This is a genomic window from Oceaniferula spumae, assembly GCF_042849255.1.
GTDB classification, from domain to species: domain Bacteria; phylum Verrucomicrobiota; class Verrucomicrobiia; order Verrucomicrobiales; family Akkermansiaceae; genus Oceaniferula; species Oceaniferula spumae.
Map to the genome: position 1 here is coordinate 1,795,151 of NZ_AP026866.1, position 17,375 is coordinate 1,812,525.

Annotated in this window: 16 protein-coding genes; 7 read left to right on the forward strand and 9 right to left on the reverse strand. The window is 50.6% G+C overall.

All coding sequences use genetic code 11. The features are described from left to right. Positions 1–77 precede the first annotated feature (77 nt). Positions 78–1,640, reverse strand: coding sequence for a hypothetical protein (locus ACSPJT_RS07505; RefSeq protein WP_435895752.1), 1,563 nt, complete (start codon positions 1,638–1,640; stop codon positions 78–80). A 204-nt stretch (positions 1,641–1,844) separates the two neighbouring features. Then, a complete protein-coding gene (locus ACSPJT_RS07510; RefSeq protein WP_435895753.1) occupies positions 1,845–2,408 on the reverse strand; it encodes a CHRD domain-containing protein in 564 nt (187 codons plus the stop codon). Positions 2,409–2,747: 339 nt separating this feature from the next. Between ACSPJT_RS07510 and ACSPJT_RS07515 the strand changes: the two genes are divergently transcribed. Continuing rightward, positions 2,748–3,509 carry a PEP-CTERM sorting domain-containing protein gene (locus ACSPJT_RS07515; RefSeq protein WP_435895754.1) on the forward strand — a complete coding sequence of 254 codons (762 nt, stop codon included), beginning with the start codon at positions 2,748–2,750 and terminating at the stop codon, positions 3,507–3,509. A 186-nt stretch (positions 3,510–3,695) separates the two neighbouring features. Here ACSPJT_RS07515 and ACSPJT_RS07520 read toward each other — a convergent pair whose 3' ends face one another. Then, entirely contained in the window at positions 3,696–4,034 is a 339-nt protein-coding gene (locus tag ACSPJT_RS07520) for a hypothetical protein (RefSeq protein WP_435895755.1), read from the reverse strand. Positions 4,035–4,469: 435 nt separating this feature from the next. On the opposite strand from ACSPJT_RS07520, the gene ACSPJT_RS07525 reads away from it, so the two are divergent. Further along, on the forward strand, positions 4,470–5,174 hold the full coding sequence (locus ACSPJT_RS07525) for a PEP-CTERM sorting domain-containing protein (RefSeq protein ID WP_435895756.1): 705 nt from the start codon (positions 4,470–4,472) through the stop codon (positions 5,172–5,174). 107 nt (positions 5,175–5,281) lie between these two features. On the opposite strand, the gene ACSPJT_RS07530 is transcribed toward ACSPJT_RS07525, so the two are convergent. Next, positions 5,282–6,055: a 3-keto-disaccharide hydrolase gene (locus ACSPJT_RS07530; protein WP_435895757.1), complete on the reverse strand. Its 774-nt coding sequence runs from the start codon at positions 6,053–6,055 to the stop codon at positions 5,282–5,284. 165 nt (positions 6,056–6,220) lie between these two features. Beyond that, positions 6,221–7,285 (reverse strand): PEP-CTERM sorting domain-containing protein, encoded by a 1,065-nt coding sequence (locus tag ACSPJT_RS07535; protein WP_435895758.1) that lies wholly within the window; start codon positions 7,283–7,285, stop codon positions 6,221–6,223. A 261-nt stretch (positions 7,286–7,546) separates the two neighbouring features. Here ACSPJT_RS07535 and ACSPJT_RS07540 point away from each other — a divergent pair, with 261 nt between their 5' ends. Beyond that, entirely contained in the window at positions 7,547–8,182 is a 636-nt protein-coding gene (locus ACSPJT_RS07540; RefSeq protein ID WP_435895759.1) for a L,D-transpeptidase, read from the forward strand. 101 nt (positions 8,183–8,283) lie between these two features. On the opposite strand, the gene ACSPJT_RS07545 is transcribed toward ACSPJT_RS07540, so the two are convergent. Then, the gene (locus ACSPJT_RS07545) at positions 8,284–8,946 is read right to left on the reverse strand and encodes a PEP-CTERM sorting domain-containing protein (RefSeq protein WP_435895760.1); all 663 of its coding nucleotides are present in this window, start codon (positions 8,944–8,946) and stop codon (positions 8,284–8,286) included. Between the two features lie 525 nt (positions 8,947–9,471). On the opposite strand from ACSPJT_RS07545, the gene ACSPJT_RS07550 reads away from it, so the two are divergent. After that, positions 9,472–10,311: a LamG domain-containing protein gene (locus tag ACSPJT_RS07550; RefSeq protein ID WP_435895761.1), complete on the forward strand. Its 840-nt coding sequence runs from the start codon at positions 9,472–9,474 to the stop codon at positions 10,309–10,311. A 181-nt stretch (positions 10,312–10,492) separates the two neighbouring features. Here ACSPJT_RS07550 and ACSPJT_RS07555 read toward each other — a convergent pair whose 3' ends face one another. Beyond that, positions 10,493–11,074: a PEP-CTERM sorting domain-containing protein gene (locus ACSPJT_RS07555; RefSeq protein ID WP_435895762.1), complete on the reverse strand. Its 582-nt coding sequence runs from the start codon at positions 11,072–11,074 to the stop codon at positions 10,493–10,495. Positions 11,075–11,502: 428 nt separating this feature from the next. On the opposite strand from ACSPJT_RS07555, the gene ACSPJT_RS07560 reads away from it, so the two are divergent. Continuing rightward, positions 11,503–14,028, forward strand: a complete 2,526-nt coding sequence (locus tag ACSPJT_RS07560) for an endonuclease/exonuclease/phosphatase family protein (protein WP_435895763.1) — start codon at positions 11,503–11,505, stop codon at positions 14,026–14,028. 121 nt (positions 14,029–14,149) lie between these two features. Here ACSPJT_RS07560 and ACSPJT_RS07565 read toward each other — a convergent pair whose 3' ends face one another. After that, a complete protein-coding gene (locus ACSPJT_RS07565; protein WP_435895764.1) occupies positions 14,150–14,458 on the reverse strand; it encodes a hypothetical protein in 309 nt (102 codons plus the stop codon). A 228-nt stretch (positions 14,459–14,686) separates the two neighbouring features. Between ACSPJT_RS07565 and ACSPJT_RS07570 the strand changes: the two genes are divergently transcribed. Beyond that, positions 14,687–15,943 (forward strand): phospholipase D-like domain-containing protein, encoded by a 1,257-nt coding sequence (locus ACSPJT_RS07570; protein WP_435895765.1) that lies wholly within the window; start codon positions 14,687–14,689, stop codon positions 15,941–15,943. A 40-nt stretch (positions 15,944–15,983) separates the two neighbouring features. On the opposite strand, the gene ACSPJT_RS07575 is transcribed toward ACSPJT_RS07570, so the two are convergent. Further along, complete coding sequence (locus tag ACSPJT_RS07575) at positions 15,984–16,433, reverse strand: hemerythrin domain-containing protein (protein ID WP_435895766.1); 450 nt, start codon at positions 16,431–16,433, stop codon at positions 15,984–15,986. A 106-nt stretch (positions 16,434–16,539) separates the two neighbouring features. Between ACSPJT_RS07575 and ACSPJT_RS07580 the strand changes: the two genes are divergently transcribed. After that, a complete protein-coding gene (locus ACSPJT_RS07580; RefSeq protein WP_435895767.1) occupies positions 16,540–17,373 on the forward strand; it encodes an endonuclease/exonuclease/phosphatase family protein in 834 nt (277 codons plus the stop codon). The last annotated feature ends 2 nt before the right edge of the window (positions 17,374–17,375 follow it).

Here is a 17,375-nt window from a genome sequence, read left to right on the forward strand (position 1 = left end):
ATCTAATATTGAAACAATGGGAGCAGACGTTTAACCCAAGGCAAATGGATAAGGAGTATATGAAAACGCATCACTGTTTATCCTGTGCCATCATCTCTTTGGTTCAACGACTGCGCTGGGCTTTGATAGCGGTCCTTGAGTTCTTCAAATGCCCACTGGAAGGTGAACAGATATTTCCAAGTGATGCGCAAAGGAGCGGCATTCAGTAAGTAAGGAAAGCGGCGGCGGAGTGGTGTGCTCTTGTGAAGTTTTTTCCTGCTGCTGGTTAGCTTGTAATGAATGAAATATGCTACCGCAAAGTGAAGCCTCCAGAAGAGCCATGCCAGTTTACTGTTAGTTGCGACTGATTTTTTGAGAAACATGCTATAGCGAGCATGACCGATCTCAGAGAAGAACTCCTCCTTTTTCAGCCCTGTATGACTGGTCATCTGCTTTTTGGTTCCAAATTGCTCTCTGGGAATACCTGCCTCCTCGGCAATTCTGCGCGCGGCCGGGCGATCGTATTTACCACCCACAGACCACGTCGCCATGTCGTCTGCGCTAAATATTTCCGCCAGCTTGAGATTGTGTCTGCCCGCGATGACTGAGGGGTCCAGGCTGATGTAGCCAACCCTGAGACGGAACTCGCTATGGCTCGTGCCCGCGCAACTGCGCGACCATGGAGAGCTGAGCTGATCCATCAATGCCACATGCTCATTGGTCCATATGTCGCCACCGTAATGACCGCAAATCACGATGCGATCAGAGAGCATATCCTCCATCGCTGAGAATGGTGCACTACACGTTCCTGCCATGAAGCAAAACTCAGGCTCTACGGCGTGCTGCGATTTCATAAACGCCCAACGATCAAATTCCATGCAGGACATTCCGAGTGATGCCGCATTTTTCTTCCCGCTGTCGGCGTAGGGCGTGGCAGACTTGGAGTCGTAAAAGGTAACCGCCTCGGTGCAACCAGCCGCACTGGCAATGGCAGCAGTAGCGGAGGAATCATAGCCGGTGGAAATGGTAGCGATACTTCTCAGGGGATATGCACGGGCAGGATCCAGGCCATTCTCAAACACCTTAGTCACCGTCCTGTGTAAGATCTCTCGGTAGCTCTCAAATGACGTAGGTCTTTCTCCTTCAGCGAACGTCCGGTGCCTAATTTCGCCGCTGGGCAGCACAGAGCTGATGCAGCTGAAATGAACGTGCAGTTGATTCCCACCCATCAGAGGGATCTTTCCACTCAGGCAGTAGAAGCCCTCACGAATCATCGCCAGAATATCGTGGTGATAGTAGGGGTAATGGGGAATGTAGCGTGTCTGAGAAAGGCTCAGAGCGTAGATGATCGAGTTTGAAAAATAGATGTTATCGTCCTTACTCACGCTGAATAGTGGTGCCACTCGGTCCGTGCTGCTACAGAAATGCAACTCCCCATCTGCTTCGCGCATACCGGTGCCGCTGAGGGTCGTGCACAGGTGGAAGTCGAAGTCTGAGAAGTCTCCGTCCCATGCACCCTCGACCAAAGCCAGACCATCCGCTGATCTTTCCACACCACTGCCGTGATTCACCGTCACGGTGTTGTCTTTAGGTCTTATCACTGCGCCCCAGGCAAAGCGTGGCAATGCGCTCACAGCATTGTAGGAAATCTGATAGATCATGGATCTGTTAACCGCCCATGGCGGAAGCGGGGTATGGGTTTAGTTATTTTCTACCCAGTAGCGATCGTATCCCATACCGGTGTCAAAGCAACATCCAACCTAACAAACCCGACTCATATTCTATTTATTCATAGAGCAAAAAAAATACCGGCAACCCGTGTGTGGGATGCCGGTGTGGATAATCAGGTGGCATTTTTAGCCGTATTATGCCCTGCGGCGGCGAAATGCCATGGCTAGGCAACCAAGTCCCAGTAGCGCTGTGCTCGATGGCTCAGGCACTAGAACCAAGTTCCCCCTGAGTTCACCACCCGGATTCATGGAGGTGTGGACATTGATATAGAAGAGGCCGTTTTGCAGGTCGGCGACGTCGCCCCCGGCGATCGTTACCGTTCCTGTGAATCCTCCACTGCTGGCCGATGAATCAAATCCCGCCAATCCATCCAGCCCGTATTTGACACCTGCGTTAGAAGCAAAATCAGCGGGTCCATGGAGGTGCATGACTGTTGCCGCGCCCGTCATATCGGAGAAGCCATTGCCACTTCCCCAGCCAACATCGAGGGAAAGTATAGAGGTATCCGTGTCGAATGAAATTCCAGTGAGGATCCCTCCGGAACCCGTGCCTATGGCAGACGGGACTTCATTACCTGGCAGCAGTCCAGTGCCAGCCAGACCTTCCAAATTGAACAGAATCGTGGCTGCCTGTGTCGGCGGTGATGCCATAAGCGAAACGCCAATGGCGACTAGTGTGAGCGATCTTCGGGTATGCATGTTGGTCTCCTTGTTGGGTTGAAATGACTATATAAGCCAGAACATCGAACATTATTGCAGAACTCCATCGTATGCGTCGACACAAATTGCATAAATCGTTCGATGCCCTCTACAGGGGAGCTGGAATAGATGTGCATCATTGGCACATTGCTCGCCCACATTTCCGCCGGCAGAACTACCGTTTATACAGTGCGAAATGTTGGATTTGGAACATCCTCCTCCAACTCATGAAAATTGCCTTGTGCCCATATTTTTCGTCCGCTATGAATGTCAGTCGTATACACGTTACAAATGTCGATAGCCACATAGATCCACTCACCTAGAACTTAAAATCCAGTCATGAAACCTCCAACTCTCCTCTATTCGATCGCAGCCAGTGCAGTACTCACTATTCCGACCACCCACGCGGCTGCTGTTGTTTTAGTCGGAACCGGTAGCGGTGCATTGGTTCACAACGGAACGACCAAAATAGATATCACCGATCCTGATGACGACCAAGTTATCGATACCGCCGAATGGGGTACGGCTCCGATCGTGACAGGATCGATTCAGCCAGTAGGGACATTCAACGGCCCCAACAACAATGGCGAGCAATGGGCTAAAATATTTGACGGCCAAAATACAGGAAGCGTTACAGGTCCATGGGGTACAGGAAGATCGAAAGTCTGCTGTGATTTCACTCCCGGTGTGACATCCGTCACGATGACTTCTTCGACGACACAGTATTCGCTGACAGGTTACTCTATCTCCAACGGTGGTGACACACCGAGCCGGCGCCCCACTGCTTGGAGGCTATTTGGTTCCAATGACGGATTTGCTGTCGAAACCGTTCTTTTGGACACAGTGACCCTAGCAGATATCAATGGTGGAGCTGGATGGACTGCTCACAATCAAACTGGTGAAGTTGTTTTTGTAGCGCCCACTTCTGGCTTCAGCTCTTTCCGGTTCGTTTTCGACGACAGCCTCGACGACAGTGTGGAGAATGACGATTTTCAACTCAATGAAATCGAGCTGATCGGCACCCCAGTTCCTGAGCCTTCCTCATTCGCTCTTATTGGACTTGCCGGCCTTGGCATGCTACTGCGCCGCCGTAGAGCATAACGATGCTCAAAAGCTTCCAATCAAAAAGGCGGTACGATGTGCCGCCCTTTTTGTGGTCTTTTCGACGAAAGGCCGAATAGATGGCTGGGGAATATAGGGAGCAAGGGGCAGGGTTCGAAACTTATGAAGATCAAATCGCCATCACGCTAAAGCTAGGAATGACAATATTGCATGCGCCTACTACTGTTAGAGCTTGTATCTGCGGTTGGCCTCGAAGTGCTTGTAGCTATCAACAGGACGGAAGCCTTTTACTTTGGTTGTCACCTTGTAAGAACCGGGCTTTACCTTGGTAGATTTATCTGATCTCGCTGGTATGGTTACGTCTTTGTGGGTGCCATCTCCGACGTGCCCCAGTCTCACGGTCATGGGTTGGTAGAAGTCATTGCTGATCTTGACCGTTGTGGTTTCTCCCTGATGTGATGCTGCGGCCGCACTAGGCAAGGACGGCATCGTTCCACATGATGTGGTCAAAAGGCATGCCAGTGCTACGCTGGATAACAGGGTGAAGATATGGATTTTATTCATGGTCAGGTATTCGTGTTTGGGGTTCAGGGCAGATGGCCTGCAAGAGCAGATGATTCCGAGATTGTCGAACTAGGCGTATCTTATCAAACGGTCGGAACGTGGCCACTCTATTTGAATCAAATCCAAGGCAGGGCCGCAATGCCAATGGAAAGCCAACAGCTAGCGTCTATCAAGGTCTTTACTTTCTGGTATGATCCGAGCACGCCCTTTTCCCCTACCCTAGCGACCTCCGGTTTTCCTGAAGACCAGCAAAACACATCAACATATTGTTAGAATATTGGAACGTGATAAGGAAAAAATTGCTATACACTGTTAGAAGCGAGCACTCGGAAATGTTCAAATCTATCTCGACGCATTCAGCATTTTTGTTAAGATGTCACATCCCTGCCATAAAGGGCATACACCCTGCAGAATGATCAAGCCCCACTATCAGTCATGAAAAAAATCCTCATCTCCAATCTGGCTCTGGCCGCATCGCTGGGCTTCGCCCACGCGACTACATTCGTGCTCATGCCTGAAATCTTCGTCAACGTCTCCGACGATGGCTCGGCAACATCGGCAGGCACCGTCGACTCGGGCTCTCTTACAGGTACTTACCTCACCCGCACCCGCAGTAACGAATCTCAAAACGGACTGCAAATTTCCAGCTTCATCAAATTCAACGAACAGAGCCTTGGCCTTACTCCCGCGCAATACAACGAAGCCTCGTTCTCGGCCACGGTGAATGTCACTTTCGCATCGAAATTGAATTCTACGAATGGGTCGCAGACCCAGCTCGGTGCTGTGGTGGATGGAGACTGGGACACCTCAGGAACATCTTTCCCCCTCTACGACTGGGGCCAACCTGATGCAGACAACCCAACCACAGCCAGTGGCTCCACTAATCTGGGACAATTTACGGGAGTAATCGCTGGTGTCGTCGGCACTACTTACTCGGTAGATGTCACCGATGAAGTCCGTGCATGGCTCGACGGCTCTGATCCCACCGATTACGGCTTCTCCATCTACAACTTCAATGGCCCCAACAACGGAGCAGGCTACAATAATGCCAATCTCACCATCACGGCAATCCCAGAGCCCTCATCAGCGGCTTTGCTAAGCTTTGCCGGTCTCGGACTTGTATTCCGCCGCCGTCGCTAATGCGCGGTTATCAACCGCTAGTCAGATACATTTCAAAAAATGCCGCAACCTTTTCAGGCACGGCATTTTTTCTTAATACGTGGTAAGCATTGAAAAGTATAGGATCTCTACTTAACGGCTTTAGGTTTCCTTGGCTTGCGCGGCTTTTTAGGTTTTCCCTTGAGCACGCCTTCATCGGTCCACTTTGTGGAACCTTCTGTAGCGGGGAGCTCTTTGATTTTGATATCTTTGAAGTGCACCAGGAACTTACCACCGGAGTGGGCTTGAAGCGCTAGGATCCCGTCCGCTGCCACTTTGTCGTTTTGCTCGGTATAGTCGTGGGCAAGAATGCCATTGATCCAGGTCTTGATATTTTTGCCGTTGCAGATGATTTTGTAAGAGTTCCACCCCCACTGCTTGACGCTTTTCTTGAGCTTATCCTGGTTTTGAGCGGTGACGATTCCACCACGGCGGTGTTCGTCCCAGATGTTTCCCCAGTACCCCAGACCATCATTGATGACCGTTTTGGGATGCGTAGGACCGGCATCGATTTGATAGCCACAGACGCTTTTCCCCATGGGGAGACTGCGAACTTGGACTCCTGAATTTTTCAAACCTTCACCACCGCCATCGGTCAACTTGACGGAAAAGGTGAGTTCGAAATTTTCATAGCTCTTCTCTGAAATGAGCCAAACATTCCGAGGGACCGGCTTCTCCAGATCTCCACCGGTGATTGTGCCATCTTTAACAGTCCAGAATTTCTTATCAGCTTCAGATGTTTTCCAACCCGTCAGCGTTTCGCCGTCGAATAGTGATACAGCGTCTTCAGATGGTGCCATATCGGCATCTTGCGCGAAAGCAAAGGCGGTCGTTGAGACGAGAGTTAGCAGTGTAAGTTTCATAGGATATGGATCTATACTGATCCAGCCTCCACCAAATTACAAATCCACTTTTCCTTTAATGGGTCATGACCGCAGGAGCCTATATTCACACTACTTCTCTACCTCGGACGCATTAAGCTAGGTCCTGAACGTATGGAAAAAGTGAAGGAATGAAGTAATGTTAGCTTACTTGCGGCGGCGCAAAAGCAATGCAACGCCTCCCAATGCCAGTAGACTGCTGCTGCCGGGTTCAGGAACGGCTACGCCATCGATAAAGCTGGAGAACGCTCGAACTTCGGACACGTTGAGAGTTTGGCCATTTTCAGTGACCACGATTCGTCCAACATTACGCCAATATCCATCGATCCCATAACTCGCTGCGAGGTCATCTGCTCCAGTGATGCTGATGCTTTCAATGAGTGATCCTGATGTAGAATAAATTTCAATGAGATCCCCTTTACGGTTGTTGAACCCGGAACGCGCTTCAATCTCGATACGATCAATTAAAGCATTGGCAAAATTGGCCGTGAAATCCAATTCAAACATGCCACCCGCACTCTGGGAATGATAGTTAGTGTTGCTCTCACCACCTGTACGTCCATCAACTGCATTATATGGATCTGTTCCAAAAGCTGCATGTGTCGAAGAGGCATTGATGATCGCCAGACCAGCCATATTGTATTGGCCATTGGCGAGGTCGAAACTGACATTATCAATGCGGGTATCCAAACTACCTGTTGTCGCTCCATCATCTGAGAGTCTAACTGTCGTCGTAGTTCCACCAGCGAGAATCAGTGACTGCGGGCTGGCCATACCTCGGTATCTGTTCGTGGTGCTGGAAGCCCCACTGGTCAGGGTGCTGGTCACTGCTACCCCAGAGCTGTCACCGCCGGTGTGGCTTGCTTGTTGCCAATCAAGAACGTACCAACGATTGGCTGAAGTGGTCACATCTTGTTCGATATAACTACCAGTCGGACGATTCTCACCGTTAAAATTCACCATGTTTGACTGAACCTTGATAGCACCTTGGCCTGTAGCGAATCCGGTCCAACCGGTTGGCACTTGATTGTTAGTTGCAGTAGGTGATCCAGGGTCGAGTGTACCACCTGTACCACCTGAGAAATCACCATTGACGATGAGATTAGCTGCGGAGGCTGGTAATACCGCACCAAGGGCCAGTGAGGCGGTCAACAGACGGGAAGGAACAAGACGTGAAACCGTTGAAGTTAAAGGGGAGTGTGTGTGTTTCATGAGTAAAATTCATATAATAACACCACATGATGTCAAGTTCATGAATTACAAAAAATCCGTTAATGGACCCGAGTGTCACATGCTGGACCATAGCACACTGAGGACCTGCACAGACGAAAATGGGAAGTCGCTCAGCCCCGGGGACTGGCTATCCATCATCAACACCCCGCATAGGAGGGGCTTCGTAACTAACAAAACAACAAACTTTTCGTTCAACAGTTGAATTCTCACTAGAAATGTGAAAACTGGTGTCACTCTCCAATGACTATACCTCATCAATATCTAGCAAAAATTATCGCAGCGGCTGCACTTGCAGTTGGTGTATCCTGTTTCAGCTCATGCGGCACCAATACATCCGGCCCGGCTGGCACTGCCTTCTCCTTTGACCCTCCCGTGACCCAACCGACCAATCGCTCGGCGGTCAAAGTCGCAATCAGCACCTCTGCACAGAAGATGTATATCGTGGAGGGCGACAAGGTGCTCCTCGCCAGCCCCGTCGCCGTAGGCAAAGCGGCCACCCCCACCCCCAGAGGAACCCACCGCATCACCTCCAAGACCAAACATCGTCGTCGTCAAGGCCAGCCTGGCCGAGGATATCCGATGACCTACTGGATGTCATTTTACAGCCCTGCTTACGGTATGCACTGGGGTTTTGTGAAACCATACCCTTGCACTGCCGGTTGCGTCCGTATGCCTCTCAACACCGCACGTAAGGCATTTGACCTCGTCAGCGTGGGCACTCGGGTGAACGTTTCCAGCACGCAGCCTTGGGACTCCACTGTCGGAGCCAACCTCCCTCGTCTGGACGACTCCGCTCTGCCCGACCCACCCATGTCATACATGAAAAGCGGCAAAGTCTTTGAAGATGCGGAACGCGGCAAAATGTGGAATTTTTAGCGTAGCCTAGGTTGGTTCTATGAGGCTCTCGAACCTGTGGCAGGCAGAGGCTAATCCCCCTCTTCCTAGTCACACCAGTGCTCACCCCAATCAAGCTCAGACTAGCGCCGACGGCGCAGTATGAGAGCTAGTCCAGCTAGTCCGTATAACGACGTTGAGGGTTCTGGCACTGCAGTCAGGTTCACATGGAATACACGATCCACACCTCTATCGACGAGATTGCTTAAATCCGGCGTCCCTCCGGCGCCACTGCTTATTGCAGTCCCGCCACCATAAATATTGCCGTCCAAGTTGTTCACGGTCACGAAACCTTGGGCGGCTGTATCCCATAGAAAGCCGTAGGTGGTATTCGCATTGAGTAGTAGTGGGGTATCAAAATTGAAAGTAATGTAATCGTTGGGTGCGTAGCTCGGGGCAACGGCAGATTCGGTCGTGCCTATCTGAGTGAGGACCGTGCCTGAAACTGAACCGAAAATGACACTGAAGGTTGGGCCGGTGGTAATAGTGTTGTTGAGATTTTTCAGGGTTACTGCATCGAGCAGGTATCCTCCAGTATTGGAACCGGTGACAATAGTTTGCCCTTGAAGTGGCCGGTTACTCCAGACGTGTCCCTGATTCCCCCCAGCATCAACAGCCCCATTGTCGTTGGCGATGTCGGCGCCATCAACGGTCGGAGCTGTCGCTGAAATTGAAACGGTGGCCGCAGTGGCAAGGCCTATGGTGGCTGCGGAACTTATGATGACAAGGGGCGTGATTTTGAACATGTCGGTTGGGGCTGGATTGACTAAGAATACGTTAACTTCTTATTAAAATTCATCATGGCTCAATTTAACATGCTGAGTAAAGCAATTCTACATCTTTAGATCAATAATGGTAATAATTACTGCTTCATAACCGCAGTTTTGGCATCCTCGGTTGCCCCACTTCCCCAGTCGGAAGTTTTAGCCCCCTTTAACTCCTTTCGGACAGTTATCGCTATAGCTATCTCTCTCCGATTTGTTAGAAACTAAGGATATCGTTATTTGAAACAGTGGAATGGTAACTTTAGATCTTCCTTCCTGATACGACTGCAGATGGAACGACTCTGAGTAGTTAGTTTTTCTCTTGTCATCGCATACCTTTTGTATTCATAATGACAGTTCAATATTTGGTCCTGTTTGATCCTGACGTGCATATACTCGTGGTATTTTCCACGGCAAACACACAAATCTGTTAGGAATCATATCATGATCCAATCACAACACTAACACCTCGCATGCTAATATAACACACTAACCATTCATCATACCATGAGCCTAACAAAAATCATACTGACCACTATGACTGCATCCGCGTTCACGATCGCTGGTGCGCAAGCTGCCGCTATTACCGTTGCTTACTGGGACTTCGACACTGGAGTCGGAAACATCGAGGATTCTGTCGGAGGAATCCCAACAGTGGCTGTAGGGAGTCCAGACATTAGCACCCACGCCACCTACGGAGCTTCAGGTGGCAGCGGAGGAAACTCTTTAAATACCGTCATCAGTGGTAGCGATTATGTCTCAGGCGACGTCTTTGGGATCGGCTCATCATCCGCTCTCGACTTCGGAGTGGGAGACTTTTCCGTGAGCTTCTGGCTCTATAACGATACCTCGGATAGCGATGCAAGAGGTATGCGCGCTTTTGACATGATGGATGGCACAAACGCAGGTCTTCAAGTTCTGGCAACGGATACTCCTGGTCCCAATATTCGGGTAGAAGGCAGTGGCGGTTCGGAAATCATCATCAACCAAGGTATCTATCTTGATGATGTTTGGCAACACGTTGCGATCACAATGGACCGGGCTGGTGATGCTTCGGTGTATGTCAACGGCTCGCTCTCTGGTATCGGCATTGATATCACTTCACTTGTGGGCAACGTGAACCCGACGCGTGACATCACCATCGGTGTCAACACCATCGGCGGAACTGCAGGTGGCACCCAGAGTGGGGCGATCGACGATCTTGCATTTTATACCGGTATCTTAAGCGCCGGCGAAATTTCAGATCTCGCCGCTGGCACCATCACCCCAGACCAAATTCCCGAGCCCTCCAGCTCAGCACTGATCGGTCTGAGCGGCTTGGCTCTGTTGCTGAGACGTCGCCGATAAAAATCAATCCGAAGAACTGCTCAGGAACATATTCAGACCAAACCTGATTCGTATCAGTCTATGAATCCATCTGGCTTGGCCTTGATGGGTTCAATATGAAAAAAGCCGCTGTCCGTTAGGACGCGGCTTTTGAGCTGTCATTCATTACCTCTCACAAAGGAAAGGTGGCCTACAAACTAAACTACCGTCTGCGGCGGATGATCAAGACGAGACCGGCCAACCCTAGCAGAGCAGTGCTGGATGGCTCTGGAACATTATCTGTCTGATAGAGAATAAGTGCCTCTTCGACCCCCTGATTATCGAAGGAAAATGCCACAGTGGGAGCTGCAAAACCGTCAACTCCCATGCCGGCTAGCGTTTGATTCTCAAACGTCATTGAGCCAGTAACTTCAGTTGTAGCTGTGTAGCCTGCAGGTCCTACGTAAAAACTAGTGCCAAAATGGCCAAACCTATCTCCGGATGTTAAATCAGCGATGAATGTACCTGTGATTATACCCGTGAAATCTGTAGCCATGAACGTCTCGGTTTGATTAAAGCCTATACTCCCCCCCTGATTATTAAAATAATTAGGGGCGACCTCTGTTTGCGTGAATAAGGGCGCATTACTGTCTGCATTAAGCCCCATTTCTCCAGAATAGCTGGCTACTACATCATTCCCTACCTGCGACCACATTACTAACACTACAGCTTGCGATGTCGCAGACATCATGGTGGAAGCCAGCACTATACTACCTAACAATCGTAATTTTGAATTCACTTTCATAAGGGTTCATAGTGATTAAAACACCTTTAACGTCAATACCTAACAGCACTTTTTAAAATGGTCGAAATTAATCAAACCTTACCACTTGATGAATTATTTTAATCTCACTTTTTTATGGAAGGTATTTCTCCATCGAACTAACCAAAATTTTGATTCTGAATCATCACGCACAATAAAAAGTGTGACCCGCGACGAAGCGCAGCACATGTGTGGTGTAAAGTGGTAGTATTGAATCTCATCTATTTTGCTCAAATTTTTGCAACAAACAAGCACCACGTGTAAGCTGAAACAAGCCGATTGGAAGCCTCGTGGATCAACGTGATGCCAAAGGGTCATTTTCTACCCCTTTTGATCCGTTTTCGGTTCTTCCATAGTGACTTTGGTGCACTTACCCACCCGCACGGCAGTTTCGCACTTCCACTCCTTTTATGTATTCTTCCAAACTCCATTCCTGCGCTCTCGCAGTCCTTTTCTTCTGCACAGTAAGCCTGCGTGCCGACGAGGTTGTGCTGGCTGGATGGCATGATTTCTCGTCCGGTGACCAAGCTCACAAAACGGAGAGCAATGCCAAGGCGGCCATTAGCAAACTCCGCGATGTATCCGGTTCGCTCTGGGGCGGCCACGGCGCGCGCCACACCTGGGGATCGACTGATGGAACCTATGGCCCGACCCAACCAGTCGACAGCTCTGCGACGGACGGCTCCATGAGCATGCGGGTCGATGCACCCTCGTTGTGGTTCACGGTGAAAAACGGCACCAAGCGAAACATCCACCTAAGCAAGGTGGTGTTCGATTTTGCAAGCGTCAGCACCAACGCCCCCAGAAATCTCAGCATTTACTATGAAAGCGGCGACCTCTCGGACGCGGATGAAACCTTGCTGGTGAAATGGGAATCCATCTTTAATGGCCTGGCGATTGTTTCCGACTACGAGGACAAGGTGCTGGATCTGAGTATGCTGAACGACCAGATTCTGGGGCCGGGCGAAGAAGCGACTTTCCGCTTCCAGGTGGATACCGCCTACGTCAACCATCAGGCGCTTGGGATCGACAACATCGCCATCCTCGGGGACTACGCGGATTTTTCCGTCGTGACCTACAATATCCAAGGTGGCAAAGGCAATGGCGACAGCACTTACAACAGTCAGAATATCATCGATTTCCGTGATAACTTTTTGCAAGGCGAAGATGTGATCTGCCTGCAGGAGGTCGACTTCCAGAACGGCTGGTGGGATGATATCAAAAGCATCCTTCATGAATACCCTTACACCTACCAGACGATCAATCGCACGACCAAGTACTACCCCTTTTCCTACAAACAAACATCCGTCGCCATCCTTTCGAAGCACCCCTTTGAAACGACCCACAGCCAGTTAATTCAAATTGATCCGGAAGGCGACGAGTGGCAGCGCCATGCCCAGTACGTGACCATCAAGCTGGGCGAGAACACCGTGCATATTTTCAATTTTCACAACACCTACAACTTCAACAACAACGATTTTGAGTCTGAAAAAGCAGGCTTGGTGAAATTCCGAGACAACTATGTCTTTCCCCAACTCGGCATCACCGCGCTCGACCAGGCTGACCGCTTGATCATGCTCGGGGACTTCAATCTCTTTCACGCTGACGTCAGCGCCATTCTGCCATCGACCGAACACAAATACAATGGACGCGACCACATCAACAGCATGCAGAACCACAACCACGAAGGGCACTACACCACGGTCGCGGCTGGTTTGTCCGATCACCCTGCCGTGTGGGCATCGATGGACCTTCAGGCACCTAGCCCTGATCCCATGACCTGGGACTCCACGCCCGCTCCATACGGTGCCGGAGCCCTGAAGATGGAGGTGACCGCAGCAGCCGATCCCCACGAAGTGGAATATTATTTCACTAACACCACCATTGCTGACGGCTCGCATGACAGTGGCTGGCAAGACAGCCCGGTCTATGTGGACACTGGTTTGAGCCACGGATTCACCTATGCTTACACCGTTGTGGCGCGTGACAAATCAAACAATGCCAATGCCACCACCTCCCTGGCCGGCTCTGGAATGGCGGTCATCAACAGGCTCACGCCACCTTACGCGGAGAGTTTCGAGACAGGCCCGACCACCGACTGGGCACAAGCCACCGATGATGACTACGACTGGTGGATCCACAGCGGCGGCACGGATACAGCCGCAGCCGGACCTGATGGAGCATCGGATGGAACCTACTATCTTTATGCCGAAGGCCACCAAGGACAGGGGCGATACAAAACCGCTTCTGTGGAGGCGCATTTTGACTTCAGTGCGATGAGCGCACCAACCATGACGTTCGACTATCACATGTTTGGCGAGTTCATCGACTACCTTGCCGTGGACGTGCACGATGGCACCCAATGGATCGACGGAGTTTGGATCAAAAACGGACAGCAGCATGCCAGCAGCGATACCCCGTGGTCCACAGCGACTGTCGACCTCTCGGCTTACGCTGGCAATGCCAATATCAAGCTACGCTTCCGCACGGCCAACGGACACTGGAACGCCGCGGACCCAGCAATCGATAACATCCGGGTGGATGAGCAAATGACCTTTCTCTACGAGCCGTGGGCTGAATCGTCTTTTGCCAGCGCACCTGCCGGAACAAACAGCTCACCTACTGGCGATGCAGACAACGATGGCATCAACAATGAAACCGAATGGTTATTGAACACGGATCCAATGGTCGCGGATTCGGCTATGTCCTCGATGCTTCCGAGTGGAAATATGATGACCTTGGAATACAGTCGTCGAACAGTCGGAAATGTCACCATCCACGCGCAATGGTCACCGGACCTCACCGAATCCAGCTGGAAAACCACCGACCTCACCGAAGTGGTCATCGCTGACGATGGTGAGATTGAAACAGTCAGAGTGACCCTGCCGATGGACGATGATTGTAAATTCATCCGCATCAAGGTGCAGAAGAACTGAACACCCTGATTTCACCACCATCCCTAAAATAATTTGGCCTCAGAAGATCATGGTCTTCTGAGGCCTTTGATTGGTTGATGCCCAGGCTAAATAGTGAGCCTAGGCTGGCTTAGGTGGGTAATTACTTGTTCTTCTTAGGCTTTTTAGGTCCCTTTTTGCCTTTTTTCTTATCTTTGCCCTTGGCTTCACCTTTGCCACCGAGCTCTTTCTTGCTGAGGAAACCGTCGCTGTCTTTGTCTTTCTTAGTGAATACGGCCTTAGCTTTTTCTTCGTCTTTGGCCCCTGCGGTAAATTCAGCCAGGCTGACTTTTCCGTCTTTGTCGGCGTCGATCTCGTCAAAGGATTTCTTGGCTTTGCCCCCTTTAGCGGAAGCTACAGAGCAAAGAAGAAGGCTGCAAAGACCGATGCTGAATAGTTGGTGTATTTTCATAACAACAGCAAAACCACGACAAGATTCAAAAGTTGCATGAGAAAATGAAATTTTTTTCATAGCGTTGTGCCGCAGCTAGCTGGGTAGAGATTTCCCTCATCGGCCACATGCTTGGTGCCTACTCAGCATCTGGACAAGAGTAGCTCGCCATTTGGAATATCTGCCGTATTCTGTCCACTCTACGGAGTCCCTATTCCATGCCCAAACACTCCGTGGGCTGCACTCACCATGACGATTCTCGAGATATCCCTATCCATCATCACCGCCGTTCTCATTTTTATGATCTGGCGGCTGACTCGCCATCAGGAGTGCATTTATCATGACAATCCGGAAGGCGATATTGAAAGCTCCCTCCACGCCTTAGCCGGGGCTACCCATGGAACCTTGCTGGCAGGCAATACGGTTGACCTTATCCGAGATGAGCATTTTTTCTCTGAAATCACCGATGCCATCAACCGGGCTGAGAAGACCGTGCATCTGGAAACGTTTCTTTGGGCTAAAGGTAAGGCTTCTGATCTGGTAGTCGATGCCCTCCTGGATGCTTCAAAACGCGACCTCTGGGTGCGTGTGATTGTGGATGCGCGTGGTGGCTCGAACATGGGTAAGGACACACGCAAGAGACTGGAGGAGGGCGGTGTGGAGCTATACAATTTCCATACGATTTCACCGATGAATTTTGGCCGTTTCAACATCCGTGACCACAGGAAAATTCTAGTCATCGATGGCACTCTGGCATTTGTCGGGGGGCACTGTATTAAGGACCACTGGCTTGAGGACCAGGATGATTTCAGTCGGTTCCAAGACGTCACCGCCAAATTCACCGGGCCTATTGTGGGTGCGATCCAGTCCACCTTCGCGCTCAACTGGGCGGAGGCGGCTGAACAGCATTTCTTGGATCAGGAGTCATTTCCACCTCTCGAGCCCACCGGTGATATTTCGGCGCACGTGGCTGCCGTCAAAGCGGACAACACCCCCTCTTCTGTGCAGATTCTGCATTACCTTGTGATTGCTTTGGCCAAGAAATCCATCCGCATCCAGAACCCATACTTTCTGCCGGATGCATGTGGCCTCAAGGCATTGAAGCTAGCCGTGGATCGAGGCGTGGATGTTCAGATTATGACGCCCTCACCTGACGCCACCGACTCGACTTATGTCACTTATGCGGGTCGGAAACTTTACGACGACCTTCTCAGCAGCGGTGTCCGCATCCATGAATACAAGAAGACACTACTGCATCAAAAGGTGATCACCATCGATGGCAAATGGGCTGGCATCGGCTCTTCGAATTTCGATGACCGATCATTTGAAATTAACAACGAGATCACCGTCGGCATCGACTCCGAAAAGATCGCTGGAGAACTCGACCAGTTATTCGAAGACAATCTCAAGCACTGCGAAAAAATCAAACTCGAGGAGTGGAGAAAACGAGCACTCATACCACGCGTCAAAGAGCGTGTTTGCCACCTCTTCCATGAGCAGTTTTGAAGCGACGGGTAACCCCTAACAATCCTTGCCCGTTGCCGCGCTAGATCGTGTCACCGTTTCGTTGGCTTTCCATGATTTTCAGATACTCAACGCCTAGTTGATCTTTCTGAGTCTCTGAAAAGACCTTGCCTGAGAATTGGAAGAACGTGTGTTCTTCGTCTTCGAGATGGTGCTCCACCTTATCGACCAATTTTTTGGCGGTCACTAACCAGCCGGCGGAACTCATCTCTGTCTTTTCCAACTCTTCGATGAGTTCATCGATTTCGTGGTGCTCGGCGATGCCGTGTCGGGCGTGTTCCTGCATCATATCATCGCTAATGAGAGGTTTGTAGAAATGTCTCTCCTCGGCATTCGCATGAAACTCAAGTTCGTCTTTGAATGCCTTGAACAGCACCTCACGCTCCGGTGTGTCACCCGATGTTTCCAGGAGTTTTTTGCCTAAGTCTCTCTGCACATCATGGTCGGCTCTTATCGCTTCGTAAATTTTCATCCCTACCATCTTAGCCTGTCCTTCTATCAGCGCAAGTGGTGATCGCTGAATGTTAGGATGGATGACCACAAAAGTTGAATCATTCCATTGAGTTCGTGCAAGGCGTGTGGATACTCTGTTGCACGCCACCCTCAAACGTGAACTCTGGCTACCAGCAAAGATGATGCAGATAATGACTTACAACGTCCGCTATGCGAATGACGGCATTCGTAAAGTCAGGCATTGGGCGAACCGCCTGCCGCTCATGGCAGAACACATCCGCCGACCCAGCATTGTCGGGCTCCAGGAAGTCATGCCCAGTCAGCTAGCCGACATCAGGGAGGCGATGGAAGGCTACGCCAGCATCGGAGCCGGTAGAATAGACGGCACGCAAGGAGGTGAGCATGTTCCCATTTTCTACAAAAAAGACCAATGGGAGGAGGCAGACGGCGGGCATTTCTGGCTGTCCGCCACTCCCGAAACACCAGGCTCCAGAACTTGGGGAAACAGAATCCCCCGCATGTGTACCTGGGCTCGATTGATCGATCGGAAAAGCGGCTGCGGCATCTATATTTACAACACCCACTTCGATCACCTGTCATGGAAGTCCAGACGTCTATCTGCTCAATTTTTGTTAGATACCATCAACGGACGCGAACACCCAAGTGATCCGGTCGCACTGATGGGCGACTTGAATTGCAAACCGGGCAGCACGCCGATGAAACTTCTGTTAGCCGATAAGACAGTTCTGCTAGACAGCTTCACCATGAATGATCCGGACCTCGCCAACAGCAGCACATTCAATCGCTGGAGAATGAGCAAGCGAGGCAGGCGGAAGATCGATTACATTCTTGTCTCACCAAATCTCAAGGTGATGGATTCGGAAATCCTGTGCATTGGCCAAGATGCCATTGCGGCCTCGGATCACAACGCGGTGGTGATTACGGTCGATTGGCCGTGAGT

Excerpts from the sequence above, each read along its gene's own strand:
- ACSPJT_RS07505 (WP_435895752.1), bottom strand. The coding sequence starts at position 1,640 with ATGATCTATCAGATTTCCTACAATGCTGTGAGCGCATTGCCACGCTTT.
- ACSPJT_RS07510 (WP_435895753.1), bottom strand. The coding sequence starts at position 2,408 with ATGCATACCCGAAGATCGCTCACACTAGTCGCCATTGGCGTTTCGCTT.
- ACSPJT_RS07515 (WP_435895754.1), top strand. The coding sequence starts at position 2,748 with ATGAAACCTCCAACTCTCCTCTATTCGATCGCAGCCAGTGCAGTACTC.
- ACSPJT_RS07520 (WP_435895755.1), bottom strand. The coding sequence starts at position 4,034 with ATGAATAAAATCCATATCTTCACCCTGTTATCCAGCGTAGCACTGGCA.
- ACSPJT_RS07525 (WP_435895756.1), top strand. The coding sequence starts at position 4,470 with ATGAAAAAAATCCTCATCTCCAATCTGGCTCTGGCCGCATCGCTGGGC.
- ACSPJT_RS07530 (WP_435895757.1), bottom strand. The coding sequence starts at position 6,055 with ATGAAACTTACACTGCTAACTCTCGTCTCAACGACCGCCTTTGCTTTC.
- ACSPJT_RS07535 (WP_435895758.1), bottom strand. The coding sequence starts at position 7,285 with ATGAAACACACACACTCCCCTTTAACTTCAACGGTTTCACGTCTTGTT.
- ACSPJT_RS07540 (WP_435895759.1), top strand. The coding sequence starts at position 7,547 with ATGACTATACCTCATCAATATCTAGCAAAAATTATCGCAGCGGCTGCA.
- ACSPJT_RS07545 (WP_435895760.1), bottom strand. The coding sequence starts at position 8,946 with ATGTTCAAAATCACGCCCCTTGTCATCATAAGTTCCGCAGCCACCATA.
- ACSPJT_RS07550 (WP_435895761.1), top strand. The coding sequence starts at position 9,472 with ATGAGCCTAACAAAAATCATACTGACCACTATGACTGCATCCGCGTTC.
- ACSPJT_RS07555 (WP_435895762.1), bottom strand. The coding sequence starts at position 11,074 with ATGAAAGTGAATTCAAAATTACGATTGTTAGGTAGTATAGTGCTGGCT.
- ACSPJT_RS07560 (WP_435895763.1), top strand. The coding sequence starts at position 11,503 with ATGTATTCTTCCAAACTCCATTCCTGCGCTCTCGCAGTCCTTTTCTTC.
- ACSPJT_RS07565 (WP_435895764.1), bottom strand. The coding sequence starts at position 14,458 with ATGAAAATACACCAACTATTCAGCATCGGTCTTTGCAGCCTTCTTCTT.
- ACSPJT_RS07570 (WP_435895765.1), top strand. The coding sequence starts at position 14,687 with ATGACGATTCTCGAGATATCCCTATCCATCATCACCGCCGTTCTCATT.
- ACSPJT_RS07575 (WP_435895766.1), bottom strand. The coding sequence starts at position 16,433 with ATGAAAATTTACGAAGCGATAAGAGCCGACCATGATGTGCAGAGAGAC.